This is a genomic window from Pseudomonas fluorescens (genome assembly GCF_002022275.1).
Lineage (GTDB): Bacteria > Pseudomonadota > Gammaproteobacteria > Pseudomonadales > Pseudomonadaceae > Aquipseudomonas > Aquipseudomonas fluorescens_AJ.
This window is the reverse complement of sequence record NZ_MSDF01000007.1, coordinates 17,298-29,998: the sequence shown is the minus strand read 5'-3', so window position 1 is coordinate 29,998 and position 12,701 is coordinate 17,298. Positions and strand designations below refer to the sequence as shown.

Here is a 12,701-nt window from a genome sequence, read left to right as displayed (position 1 = left end):
AGGTGTCCTGAAGTTTGAAATTCGGTCGTCAGTGGGCGTTACCCTAAAGCAACGCGGGGCCAGGGAACAGACTCACCTGGCCTTAAAAGAAAAGGCTCACGCGGCTTTGGGTTTGGGTGGGAACTTGGGTGCGTGCAACCCGAGCTGCATTCCACGTTCAACCATGCCCATGATGTCTTCCTGCGCCACTTCGAACAGACGCTTGAGCTCGGGCAGGACGAAATACAGCGGTTGCAGGATGTCGATGCGGTAGGGCGTGCGCATCGCCTCCAGTGGGTCGAAGGCTTGATGCTCGGGCTCGGACGACAGGCTGTACACCGTCTCTTTGGGCGAAGACAAAATGCCGCCACCGTAGATGCGCCGACCTTGCGGCGTGTCCACCAGGCCGAACTCGATGGTCATCCAGTACAGGCGCGCCAGGTACACGCGCTGTTCCTTGGTGGCCGCCAGGCCGAGTCTGCCGTAGGTGTGGGTGAATTCGGCAAACCAGGGGTTGGTCAGCAGCGGGCAGTGGCCGAAGATCTCGTGGAAAATATCCGGCTCTTGCAGGTAGTCCAGTTCTTCGCGGGTACGAATAAAGGTCGCCACGGGAAACTGTTTGCTGGCGAGCAATTCGAAGAAGGTCTGGAAGGGGATCAGCGCCGGTACGCGGGCGACTTGCCAGCCGGTAGTGTCGGCCAGCACTTTGTTGATTTCGCCGAGTTGCGGAATGCGGTCCAGGGGCAGACCAAGCTTGTCGATGCCGTCCAGGTATTCCTGGCAGGCACGGCCTTCGATCACCTTCAACTGGCGTGTGATCAGGGTGTTCCACACCGCGTGTTCTTCCGGCGGGTAGTGGATAAAACCACTCGCATCGGGCTCGCGGGCCACGTAGTGCGTCTGCTTCATACGGCTCTCCTGCTAGGCATTCGTTCTTGTTATGTCCTGCGATGTGCCTATTGATAACGCGTGAAGCGGCGGATTCCATCCGCTCGTGTAGAGGTTCTGTAGGAAAAGTTACCGTTTTCCGTAAAGTTTTCGTTACGATTGCACGACTCGTCGGTGTCTTGGGCTGTGAAAAGGTTACGCGCTGTCACATAATCTTGACGACTATCTGTGCCGAGCGGCAAAAAGTCGCGGCGCCTTACCACCTTTCGGGCCCTTTCATGCGTATCAAAGTGCACTGCCAGAACCGCATCGGCATCCTGCGGGACATCCTCAACCTGCTGGTGGAGTACGGCGTCAACGTCGCCAAGGGCGAGGTCGGCGGTGAACATGGCAACGCCATCTACCTGTTTTGCCCGAACCTGGTGAACATGCAGTTCCAGGCGCTGCGCCCGCAATTCGAAGCGATTGCCGGGGTATTTGGCGTCAAGCGGGTAGGGCTGATGCCCAGCGAACGTAGGCATATGGAGCTGAATGCGCTGCTCGGCGCCCTCGAATTTCCGGTGCTGTCCATCGACATGGGCGGCTCCATCGTTGCCGCCAACCGCGCGGCGGCGCAATTGCTCGGGGTTCGCGTGGACGAAGTGCCGGGCATTCCGCTGTCGCGCTATGCCGAGGATTTCGACTTGCCGGAGTTGGTGCGCGCGAGCAAATCACGGATCAACGGCCTGCGGGTCAAGGTCAAGGGTGACGTGTTTCTGGCGGACATCGCGCCACTGCAATCTTCTGAACACGATGACAGCGAAGCCATGGCCGGCGCGGTGCTGACCTTGCACCGCGCCGACCGCGTCGGCGAGCGCATCTACAACGTGCGCAAGCAAGAGCTGCGCGGCTTCGACAGCATCTTCCAGAGCTCCAGAGTCATGGCCGCCGTGGTGCGCGAAGCCCGGCGCATGGCGCCATTGGATGCGCCGCTATTAATAGAAGGCGAAACCGGCACCGGCAAGGAACTGCTGGCCCGCGCCTGCCACCTGGCCAGCCCCCGTGGGCAATCGCCGTTGATGGCGCTTAACTGCGCGGGGTTGCCGGAATCGATGGCCGAGACCGAACTGTTCGGCTACGGCCCCGGCGCGTTTGAAGGCGCACGGGCCGAAGGCAAGTTAGGGTTGTTGGAACTGACGGCGGGCGGCACGTTGTTTCTGGATGGCGTGGGAGAAATGAGCGCGCGGTTGCAGGTCAAGCTTCTGCGCTTTTTGCAGGACGGCTGCTTTCGCCGGGTGGGCAGTGATGAAGAGGTGTATCTGGACGTGCGGGTGATCTGCGCGACTCAGGTGGACTTGTCTGAGCTGTGCGCGCGCGGCGAATTCCGTCAGGACCTTTATCACCGCTTGAATGTGTTGTCGCTGCACATTCCGCCTCTGCGTGACTGCCTGGATGGGTTGGCGCCACTGGTTGAGCACTTTCTGGATCAGGCCAGCCGGCAGATCGGTTGCCCATTGCCCAAGCTGGCGCCGGCGGCGATGGAGCGGCTGAGTCATTACCATTGGCCGGGCAATGTGCGGCAGTTGGAAAACGTGCTGTTTCAGGCGGTATCGCTGTGCGAGGGCGGCACGGTCAAGGCCGAGCATATTCGCCTGCCGGATTATGGCGTGCGTCAGCCGCTTGGCGATTTCTCCCTGGAAGGCGGGCTGGAAGAGATCGTCGGCCGGTTTGAGAAGGCGGTGCTGGAAGCCTTGTATGCCGAGCATTCCAGCAGCCGGCAGTTGGGCAAGCGCTTGGGGGTTTCCCATACCACCATCGCCAATAAGTTGCGCGATTACGAAATTCTCAAAGCTGAGCGCGGGTAAAACTGTGGGAGCTGGCTTGTGTGGGAGCTGGCTTGTCGAATCGTCGCACCGCTGCGATGCAGACACCTCGGTATATCAGACGGACCCGGTTGATGCCATCGCAGGCAAGCCAGCTCCCACATTTGATCTGCGTCGTTGCCGTTAGCGGCAGTAGTCCGCCGTTTTTTCGACTCTCGCCTCGCCTGTAAATCCTCAAGCCGCCCGCAAACCCCCGCCCCGCCTGCACTTCACCCGCTTTTAGAAAGTTGGACCGCAAATTGCTTATGCCTCATCAGTACAGCGGTGGGCGGCAAGCGTCCGTCAGAAAGAGGATAAAGCGTGGACAAGTACCTTTATGTGGCAATGACCGGCGCCAGCCAGAATGCACTGGCGCAGAAGGCCCATGCCAACAATCTGGCGAACATCTCCACCAACGGTTTTCAACGCGACCTGGAGCAGGCGCGGTCGATGCCGGTGTTCGGCGACAGCTTTCCGGCGCGGGCATTTGCCTTGACCGAGCGGCCAGCCACCGACTTCTCGCCGGGCGCCATGATCGAAACCGGTCGTGACCTCGACGTAGCGGTCAGCGGCGACGGCTGGATCGCCGTGCAAACCCCCGATGGCAGCGAAGCCTACGTGCGCAGCGCCAGCATGAACATCGATGCACTCGGTGTGTTGCGTACCGGCAACGGCATGCCGGTGATGGGCAACGGTGGCCCGATTGCCGTGCCGCCAGAGCAGAAAGTCGAAGTGGGCGCCGACGGCACCATCAGTATCCGCGCCATGGGCGAAGGCCCGCGGGTAATGGCTGAAGTGGACCGCATCAAGATGGTCCACCCCGACCTCAAGAACATGACCAAGGGCCTGGACGGCACCATCCACACCAAGGATGGCCAGCCAGCCCAGGCGGACGCGAAGGTCACGCTGACCTCGGGTTTCCTGCAGGCGAGCAACGTCAACGCGGTTGAAGAAATGACGGCGGTACTGGCGCTTTCCAAACAGTTCGAGCTGCACATCAAGATGATGAACAGCGCTAAAGAAGACGACCAGGCCATGACCCGCGTTCTGTCGATGAGCTGATAGCGGCATCACTGAACGAACACTAATTTTGCAGCGCGGCGCCAACAAACAGGCGCAGAAAGGAGAAAGGCATGCTTCCGGCTCTATGGGTTGCCAAAACAGGTTTGTCCGCCCAGGACACCAACCTGACCACCATTTCCAACAACCTGGCGAACGTATCGACCACGGGTTTCAAACGTGACCGCGCCGAGTTCCAGGACTTGCTCTATCAGATCAAACGCCAGCCAGGCGCCCAGTCGACTCAGGACAGCGAACTGCCGTCGGGTCTGCAACTGGGTACCGGTGTGCAGATCGTCGGCACCCAGAAAAACTTCACCGCCGGCAACCTGCAGCAAACCGGTCAGCCGCTGGACCTGGCGGTCAACGGCAAGGGCTTCTTCCAGATCCTGCAGCCGGACGGCACCACCACCTACACCCGTGACGGTACCTTCCACCTCGACGCCAACGGCCAGGTCGTGACGGCCAACGGTTTCGCGCTGGAGCCGGCCATTGTCGTTCCGAACAACGCCCAGACCTTCACCGTCGGCAACGACGGCACCGTGTCCATCACCGTCGCCGGCAACCCGGCTTCGCAAGTGATCGGCAACCTGCAAACCGCCGACTTCATCAACCCGGCCGGCTTGCAAGCCATCGGTAACAACCTGTTCCTGGAAACCGCTTCCAGCGGCGCACCGCAAATCGGCACGCCTGGCTTGAACGGTTTTGGCACCACGCTGCAAAGCACCCTGGAAACCTCCAACGTCAGCACCGTTGAGGAGATGGTCAACATGATCACCACCCAGCGCGCCTACGAGATGAACTCCAAGGTGATTTCCACCGCCGACCAGATGCTTTCGTTCGTAACGCAGAATCTGTAATCAAGTCTATGGGGCGCCCTTTCTGGCGCCTGCAACACCGTGAGGTAAGGGTCATGAATCGCTATGTTTCTGTTCTGGCATTGAGTGGGATTGCCGTGCTCGCGGGCTGTGTCGCCCCGACGCCGAAACCCAATGACCCGTACTACGCGCCGGTGTTGCCACGCACGCCGTTGCCGGCGGCCGCCAACAATGGCTCGATCTACCAGGCCGGTTTTGAACAGAACCTGTACAGCGACCGCAAGGCGTTCCGGGTCGGTGACATCATCACCATTACCCTGAACGAGAAGACCCAGGCCAGCAAAAACGCCAACTCGCAGATCGACAAGACCAGCAAGACCAGCATTGGCCTGACGTCGCTGTTCGGTGGCGGCCTGACCACCAATAACCCGGTAGGCGGCGCCGACTTGAGCCTGAATGCCGGCTACGCCGGTGACCGAGCCACCAACGGCAAGAGCGCGGCAGGGCAGGGCAACAGCCTGACTGGTTCGATCACGGTGACTGTGGCGGATGTACTGCCCAACGGCATCATTGCCGTACGCGGTGAAAAGTGGATGACCCTCAACACCGGCGACGAGCTGGTGCGGATCGCGGGCATGGTCCGCGCCGATGACATCTCCACCGACAACACCGTGCCGTCCACGCGGATTGCCGATGCGCGCATTACCTACTCGGGTACGGGTTCGTTTGCTGATGCAAGTCAGCCGGGCTGGTTTGACCGGTTCTTCCTTAGCCCGCTGTTCCCTTTCTAGGTGGCCACTTTGAAACTCAAACAACTGATGGCGGCGGCACTCCTGCTGAGCCTGAGCGCTGTCGCCCAGGCCGAACGCCTGAAAGACATCGCCAGCATTTCCGGCGTGCGCTCCAACCAGTTGATCGGCTACGGCCTGGTGGTGGGGCTCAATGGTACGGGTGACCAGACCACACAGACCCCGTTTACCCTGCAGACCTTCAACAACATGCTCTCGCAGTTCGGCATCAAGGTACCGCCAGGGTCGGGTAACGTGCAGTTGAAAAACGTTGCCGCTGTATCGATCAGCGCCGACCTGCCGCCCTTCGCCAAGCCTGGGCAGGTGGTGGATATCACCGTGTCGTCCATGGGTAACTCGAAAAGCCTGCGCGGCGGCACCTTGTTGATGACGCCGCTCAAGGGTATCGACGGTAACGTCTACGCCATCGCACAGGGCAACCTGGTGGTGGGCGGTTTTGATGCCGAGGGTCGCGACGGTTCGAAGATCACTGTAAACGTGCCGTCCGCCGGGCGGATTCCAGGCGGTGCCTCGGTGGAGCGCACCGTGCCGAGTGGTTTCAACCAGGGCAACAGCCTGACCTTGAACCTCAACCGGTCGGACTTCACCACCGCCAAGCGTGTGGTCGACAAGATCAACGACATGCTCGGCCCAGGCGTGGCTCAGGCCATTGACGGTGGCTCGATTCGCGTCACTGCGCCGCTCGACCCAAGCCAGCGTGTCGACTACCTGTCGATCCTCGAAAACCTTGAGGTAGACCCGGGCCAGGCGGTGGCGAAAGTCATCATCAACTCGCGCACCGGCACCATTGTGATCGGCCAGAACGTCAAGGTATCGCCAGCTGCTGTGACCCACGGCAGCCTGACCGTGACCATCACCGAAGACCCGATCGTCAGCCAGCCTGGCCCGCTTTCGAATGGCCAGACCGCCGTAGTGCCGCGTTCGCGGGTGAATGCCCAGCAAGAAGCCAAGCCGATGTTCAAGTTCGGCCCCGGTACCACTCTGGATGAGATTGTCCGTGCGGTGAACCAGGTGGGCGCAGCGCCCGGCGACTTGATGGCGATCCTTGAAGCCTTGAAACAGGCCGGCGCCTTGCAAGCCGACCTGATCGTGATCTAAGGCCATGGCTATGGACATGCGCAAGAGCGGGCTCACCAGCACGGCAGACTCGGGGTCTTACTCCGACCTGAACCGGCTGAACCAGCTCAAGGTCGGCGACAAGAACAGCGAAGGCAACATGCGCAAAGTGGCGCAGGAGTTCGAATCGCTGTTCTTGAGCGAGATGCTCAAGTCGATGCGTTCGGCCACCGAAGCGCTGGGCAAGGACAACCCGCTGAACACGCCGGCCGCCAAGCAGTACCAGGAAATGTACGACCAGCAACTGGCGGTCTCGATGTCGCGTGAAGGCGGCGGTATTGGCTTGGCCGACGTGCTGATGCGCCAGATGCAAAAGAACAAACCGGTGGACGCCCAGGCGGCCACCTTGCAAGGCCCGGCGGCGGCGCCCGCGAAGAAAGTCGATGTGCCCACCGAGATCGCTGCGGGCACCCAGGCTAACGGCCCACTGGGTCGCTCCAACGGTCAGCGCCCTCTATGGGCCTACCGCGTGGCGGTCCCCGAAGGCACAAACTCCCACGCCAACGACGTGGCGCTGATGAACCAGCGGCGTATTTCGTTGCCGAGCAAACTCACCGATCGCCTGCTCGCGGGCATCGTGCCCAACACTGATCTGACCACCGCACCCAAGGCTGCGCCACTGCGTAACAGCGCCGCCGCCGACAACGTGATCAACAGCGCTGCGCGCGGTTTTGCAGTGGCGCCGAGTGGGCAGATGCAGGTGTACGGGCGCGCCGTGGCCCAGCCACCGCTGGCGCCGGCGAAGAAAGCCTTCAGCTCGCAGGATGAATTTGTCGCCACCATGTTGCCAATGGCCAAGGCGGCTGCCGCACGAATCGGCGTCGATCCGAAGTACCTGGTGGCCCAGGCCGCCCTGGAAACCGGTTGGGGCAAATCGGTGATGCGCGCCGAAGACGGGAGCAGCAGCCACAACCTGTTCGGCATCAAGGCCGGTCAGAGTTGGCAGGGCGGTCAGGCCCGCGCGATCACCAGCGAGTTTCGTGATGGGGCGATGGTCAAGGAGACGGCGCAGTTCCGTTCCTATAACTCTTACCAGGACAGCTTCCACGACCTCGTGACATTGCTGCAAAGCAATGATCGCTATAAAGAAGTTGTGAAGTCAGCCGACAACCCGGAACAGTTTGTACGCGAGTTGCAAAAAGCCGGATATGCAACCGACCCGGACTACGCCAGCAAGATTTCGCAGATCGCCAAAACGATGAACAGTTACCAGAATTACGCTGCCGCGGGCGCTTCCACTCATTTATAAGGTCTGAATCATGAGTTTGCTCAATATCGGGATGTCGGGGCTCAACGCCGCTCAAGGATCGCTGTCTGTCCTGAGTAACAACATTGCCAACGTCAACACCCCGGGATACTCGCGTCAGCAGACCACCCAGAACGCCAGCGCCAACAACCAGTATGGCGGCGTGTTCATCGGCAGCGGCACTACCCTGGCGGACGTGCGTCGCATCTATAACGATTTCCTCGGCGCGGCCTACCAGAGCAGCACCTCGCTCAACAGTGATGCCACGGCCTACGCGGGCCAAGCCTCTGCGATCGACAAGACGCTGTCGGACAAGTCCACCGGCATGTCCGCCGCCCTCAGCGCGTTTTTCTCTTCGCTGCAGACCGCCGCCGCCACGCCCAGCGATGTGTCTGCCCGGCAACTGCTGCTGACCAGCGCCCAGACGTTGAGCAACCGCTTCAATTCGATTGCTACGCAGTTGAACCAACAGAAAGAGTCGATCAACGGCCAACTGAGCACCATGAGTGATCAGGTCAACACACTCACGTCGTCGATTGCATCGCTCAACAAGCAGATCGCCCAGGCTCAGGGGTCGTCGAGCGCCGCGCCAAACAACCTGCTGGATGCGCGCAATGAAGCGGTGCGTTCGCTCAATGAGCTGATTGGCGTGACCGCCACCGAAAAGAACGGCCAGTTGAGCATTACCACCGGCACGGGGCAGTCGCTGGTAGAAGGCGGTATCTCCAATACGATTTCCGCCGTGCCGAGCAAAACCGACAACAGCCAGTACACCATCCAGCTCAAGATGGGCGACACCTCGATGGACATCGGCTCGGTGGTCACCGGTGGCAGCATCGGCGGCCTGTTGCGCTATCGCGATGATGCACTGATGCCGGCCATCAATGACCTGGGGCGTATCGCCATTGCCACCGCCGACAGCGTCAACAGCCAGCTGGGCCAGGGCCTGGATTTGAACGGCGACTTCGGTTCCTCGCTGTTTGGCAATATCAACAGCCCCGCCGCGATTTCCCAGCGCAGCCAGGCGGCTGCGGGTAACAGTGCAGGTTCGGGCAACCTGAATGTGACGATTGCCGACAGCAGCAAGCTGTCTACGTTTGATTACAAGGTCACTTTTACCAGCGGTAACCAGTACAACGTGGTGCGTTCCGATGGCAAGGCCATGGGCTCGTTCGACACCACGACCACGCCGCCGCCGGTGATCGACGGGTTTACCCTCGCGCTCAATGGCGCCGGCCCGGTCGCTGCCGGTGACAGCTTCAAGATCAGCCCGACCGCCAACGGCGCCACCGGGATTTCGGTCGACCTCAAGGACCCGAACAAGATCGCATTTGCCGGGCCATTGGCCGGTAACGCCAGCAAGACCAACACCGGTACCGGCACGTTCACCCCGCCAACCTTGACCGTGCCGCTGGATATCAACGGCGGTGCCACCACCGCGCAAATGCGCACCGGGATCGAAAACTCGTTGCCGGTGAAAATGGTGTTCGGCAAGGCGGCGGCAGACGGCACCCAGCCCTATACGCTGAGCGATGCCCAAGGCAACCCGATCGGCACCGGCAGCATCATCCCGGGCCAAGGCAACAAGATCACCGTCAACGTGCCGATGCGCGATGCCAGCGGCACGTTGGTGCCCGGCAAGACTGTAAGCTTCGATACCACCGTGGCCGGCGCGCCCGCCGAGGGCGACAGCACCACGTTTTCGTTCAACAGCGGCGCGACGTCCGATGGCCGCAATGCTCAATCGTTGCTGGATTTGCAGACCAAGGCGACGGTGGGCGCGGTAGACGGCAACGCGGGCGTAAGCCTGGTGTCCGCCAATAGCCGATTGGTCTCCCAGGTCGGCTCCAAGGCGGCCCAGGCCAATACCGACAGCACCGCCACCGGCGCCTTGCTGGCGGCGAACAAGGCAGCCAGCAACTCGGTGTCCCAGGTCAACCTCGATGAAGAAGCGGGCGACATGATCAAGTTCCAGCAGTACTACACCGCGTCGTCGCAGATCATCAAAGCCGCGCAAGAAACCTTCAGCACACTGATTAACGCCCTTTAAAGGAGTCTGGAACGATGCGTATCTCTACACAGCAGTATTTCGACACCAGCTCCAGCAAATATCAGGACAACTATTCGGGCGTGGTGAAGGCTCAGGATCAGGCGAGCTCCGGCGTACGCGTGCAGACTGCCTCGGACGACCCCGTCGCAGCCGCTCAGCTCCTGTTGCTGCAACAACAGAAAGACATGCTGGGCCAGTACACCGGCAACGTCACCAGCCTGCAAAACTCGCTGACCAACGAAGAAAGCGTGCTGTCGAGCATCAACACTGCGCTGCAAACCGCACAGGGCCTGGCGCTGCAGGCCGGTAACCTGCAGCTCAGCAATGACGACCGCAAGGCGATTGCCGCCCAGGTCGGGTCGATTGAGGACCAAGTGCTGGGCCTGCTCAACTCCAAGGACTCCAGCGGCAACTACATGTTCTCCGGGGCCAAGACCGATACACCGCCTTACACCCGCAACAATGACGGTACCTACTCCTATCAGGGCGATGAAACGCCATTGAGCTTGCAGGTGTCGAGCAACCTGTCGATCGCCGCAGGCGATACCGGCAAGACGCTGCTTGAGAGTTCGTCGAATGCGGGTCGCACCCAGGCCACGCTGTTGCCGCCATCGGTCAACGACGGGAAGGTCGCGATCTCGGCGGGCCTGGTGACCTCCGGCACGTCCTATACCAAGAGTTTCTCCGACGGCCAGCCTTACAAGCTGACCTTCGCCAGCAGTACCCAATACAGCGTGACCGACAAGGACGGTAACGATGTGACCTCCGAGATCACCGGCAACGGTACGTTTGACTCCACCAAGGAGGGCGCTTCCAGCGTCAACCTGCGCGGGGTCAAATTCGACATCAGGCTGAACCTGGGTGCGGATGTTGCGACCGGTGCGCCTTCCGATGCGCTGGTGGCGGGCAAGGCGTTCACCCTGGAAAGCAAGCCGGACAGCTTCAGTGTCTCGCGCACCGCCAGCAATGCGTCCACCGCGCAGCTGACCGGTGGCAGCGTGACTGATCAGGCGGCTTACGCCAGTACCTTTCCCAATGCGGGCGCGGTGGTCAAGTTCACCAGCGGCACCGATTACCAGGTGTTCGCCCAGCCCTACAGCACCGACAGCAAAGCCATTGCCAGCGGTACCATCGCTGCAGGTGCCACGTCGATCACGGCTGCAGGTATCACTTTTGGCATCAGTGGTACGCCGGGCGCCGGCGACCAGTTTTCGGTCGGTGCCACCAGCAACAGGAACATGAACGCCCTGGACACCCTCGGCCAATTGCGCAAGGCCTTGTTGACGCCTGCGGATGGTGATCAGGTTGCCAAGAACAGCCTCAAGGATGTGCTGAACACCACCACCGCCAACCTGGCCAACGCTTCGGCTCAGATCGACCAGGTACGTGGCTCCATCGGCGCTCGTCAGAACGCCCTGGATATCCAGAGCCAGGAGAACACCAGCCTGGGGTTGGCCAACACGTCCACCATGTCGTCTCTGGCCAATGTCGACATGGGTCAGGCCGCGATCGACCTGACGCTGCAGCAGACCATGTTGCAAGCCTCCCAGCTGGCTTTTGTGAAGATTTCCCAGTTGAGCTTGTTCAGCCGCATGTAATCGGCGTAATAACAGACGGCCCACCCTGGCAACAGGGTGGGCCGTTGTCGTTTCTGGCGGCTGGAATGTTGCCGGGTTTTGCATAAAGCACACAAAATTGAGTGACCTGTGAGTCATAAAGCGCATCTTCACTGTATCGTGTGAAAAGGATAAGTCGTCTGCGGGTCTTTACGTGGGGGCTTTCAGCGAGATTGTTATGGGGTTATCCCCTTTATTGTCAGCACTCCCGGCGTAGTCCGAGGGGTGTTCTCCAGCTATTTAGTATTGGGAAGCCACAATGATTGGCATAAAAAGCATCGCCAGTTACGTGCCGGCAGACGGGGTCGATAACTACGCCCAGGGCGCCAAATTCGCCAAGGATGAAGATTTCATCATCGGCAAGATCGGTTCGGCGTTCCTGCCGCGCAAGGATGCTGCGCAGGAAACCTCCGACCTGTGCGTCGAGGCGGTCAACGCCTTGTTTGCCAACAACCCGGATTTGAAGCGCGAATCCATCGACGCGCTGATCGTCGTGACCCAGAACGGTGATGAAGAGGGCTTGCCGCACACGGCCGCCATCGTTCAGGACAAACTGGGCCTGCCGACCCACGTGGCGGCGTTCGACATTTCCCTGGGCTGCTCCGGTTATGTCTACGGTATCTACGCGATGAAGGGCTTCATGGAAGCCACCGGCCTGAAAAACGGCCTGCTGATCACCGCCGACCCGTACTCCAAGATCGTCGACCCGGAAGACCGCAACACCACCATGTTGTTCGGCGATGCCGCCACGGCCACCTGGATGGGCGAAGACGCTCCGTGGTTGCTGGGCAAGTCGAAATTCGGCACCGACGGCTCCGGCGCACCGCATTTAAAGGTCAGCGACGGCGTGTTTTTCATGAACGGCCGCCAGGTGTTCAACTTTGCCTTGCTCAAGGTACCTGCGCATTTGCACCAGTTGCTCAATGAGTCGGACCTGAAAGCTGACGAGATTGATGCGTTCTGCATCCACCAGGGCAGCGCGGCGATTGTCGACGCCGTGGCCCGGCGTTTCGAAGATGCGCCGGTGGAGAAGTTCATCAAGGACATGGTTGAGACCGGCAACACCGTGTCCTCGAGCATTCCGCTGCTGCTGGAAAAGCACATGATGGATGGCGACTGGAAGCGCGTGGCAATCAGCGGTTTTGGTGTGGGCTTGTCGTGGGGTTCGGCGATTCTCTATCGCCCGTGACGCCCTGATAGGCTGCATAAAAAACGCCCAGGCTTGAAAAAGCCTGGGCGTTTTTTATTTGGCGTCAGAAAACCCCGCATTTGCGGGTGT

Annotated in this window: 10 protein-coding genes; 9 read left to right on the top strand and 1 reads right to left on the bottom strand. The window is 60.6% G+C overall.

The window, feature by feature from the left end:
* Window positions 1-96: 96 nt before the first annotated feature.
* Window positions 97-888 (bottom strand): phenylalanine 4-monooxygenase, encoded by a 792-nt coding sequence (gene phhA / locus BFW87_RS02485; protein WP_078738402.1) that lies wholly within the window; start codon window positions 886-888, stop codon window positions 97-99.
* Between the two features lie 257 nt (window positions 889-1,145).
* On the opposite strand from phhA, the gene BFW87_RS02480 reads away from it, so the two are divergent.
* From BFW87_RS02480 to BFW87_RS02435, 9 genes are all read left to right on the top strand, one after another.
* Complete coding sequence (locus BFW87_RS02480) at window positions 1,146-2,711, top strand: sigma-54-dependent transcriptional regulator (RefSeq protein WP_078738401.1); 1,566 nt, start codon at window positions 1,146-1,148, stop codon at window positions 2,709-2,711.
* 318 nt (window positions 2,712-3,029) lie between these two features.
* A complete protein-coding gene (locus tag BFW87_RS02470; RefSeq protein WP_078738399.1) occupies window positions 3,030-3,770 on the top strand; it encodes a flagellar basal body rod protein FlgF in 741 nt (246 codons plus the stop codon).
* A 71-nt stretch (window positions 3,771-3,841) separates the two neighbouring features.
* Window positions 3,842-4,627 carry a flagellar basal-body rod protein FlgG gene (gene flgG / locus BFW87_RS02465; protein WP_071483250.1) on the top strand — a complete coding sequence of 262 codons (786 nt, stop codon included), beginning with the start codon at window positions 3,842-3,844 and terminating at the stop codon, window positions 4,625-4,627.
* Between the two features lie 53 nt (window positions 4,628-4,680).
* Entirely contained in the window at window positions 4,681-5,376 is a 696-nt protein-coding gene (flgH, locus tag BFW87_RS02460) for a flagellar basal body L-ring protein FlgH (RefSeq protein WP_078738398.1), read from the top strand.
* Window positions 5,377-5,403: 27 nt separating this feature from the next.
* Complete coding sequence (locus BFW87_RS02455) at window positions 5,404-6,492, top strand: flagellar basal body P-ring protein FlgI (protein ID WP_078738632.1); 1,089 nt, start codon at window positions 5,404-5,406, stop codon at window positions 6,490-6,492.
* A gap of 4 nt (window positions 6,493-6,496) precedes the next feature.
* Window positions 6,497-7,759 carry a flagellar assembly peptidoglycan hydrolase FlgJ gene (gene flgJ, locus BFW87_RS02450; protein ID WP_078738397.1) on the top strand — a complete coding sequence of 421 codons (1,263 nt, stop codon included), beginning with the start codon at window positions 6,497-6,499 and terminating at the stop codon, window positions 7,757-7,759.
* Window positions 7,760-7,769: 10 nt separating this feature from the next.
* A complete protein-coding gene (flgK, locus tag BFW87_RS02445) occupies window positions 7,770-9,806 on the top strand; it encodes a flagellar hook-associated protein FlgK (RefSeq protein WP_078738396.1) in 2,037 nt (678 codons plus the stop codon).
* A 14-nt stretch (window positions 9,807-9,820) separates the two neighbouring features.
* Entirely contained in the window at window positions 9,821-11,404 is a 1,584-nt protein-coding gene (locus BFW87_RS02440; protein WP_078738395.1) for a flagellar hook-associated protein 3, read from the top strand.
* 277 nt (window positions 11,405-11,681) lie between these two features.
* Window positions 11,682-12,611, top strand: a complete 930-nt coding sequence (locus tag BFW87_RS02435; RefSeq protein WP_078738394.1) for a ketoacyl-ACP synthase III — start codon at window positions 11,682-11,684, stop codon at window positions 12,609-12,611.
* The last annotated feature ends 90 nt before the right edge of the window (window positions 12,612-12,701 follow it).

Excerpts from the sequence above, each read along its gene's own strand:
- BFW87_RS02435 (WP_078738394.1), top strand. The coding sequence starts at position 11,682 with ATGATTGGCATAAAAAGCATCGCCAGTTACGTGCCGGCAGACGGGGTC.
- BFW87_RS02455 (WP_078738632.1), top strand. The coding sequence starts at position 5,404 with ATGGCGGCGGCACTCCTGCTGAGCCTGAGCGCTGTCGCCCAGGCCGAA.
- phhA (WP_078738402.1), bottom strand. The coding sequence starts at position 888 with ATGAAGCAGACGCACTACGTGGCCCGCGAGCCCGATGCGAGTGGTTTT.
- BFW87_RS02440 (WP_078738395.1), top strand. The coding sequence starts at position 9,821 with ATGCGTATCTCTACACAGCAGTATTTCGACACCAGCTCCAGCAAATAT.
- BFW87_RS02480 (WP_078738401.1), top strand. The coding sequence starts at position 1,146 with ATGCGTATCAAAGTGCACTGCCAGAACCGCATCGGCATCCTGCGGGAC.
- flgK (WP_078738396.1), top strand. The coding sequence starts at position 7,770 with ATGAGTTTGCTCAATATCGGGATGTCGGGGCTCAACGCCGCTCAAGGA.
- flgJ (WP_078738397.1), top strand. The coding sequence starts at position 6,497 with ATGGCTATGGACATGCGCAAGAGCGGGCTCACCAGCACGGCAGACTCG.
- flgH (WP_078738398.1), top strand. The coding sequence starts at position 4,681 with ATGAATCGCTATGTTTCTGTTCTGGCATTGAGTGGGATTGCCGTGCTC.
- flgG (WP_071483250.1), top strand. The coding sequence starts at position 3,842 with ATGCTTCCGGCTCTATGGGTTGCCAAAACAGGTTTGTCCGCCCAGGAC.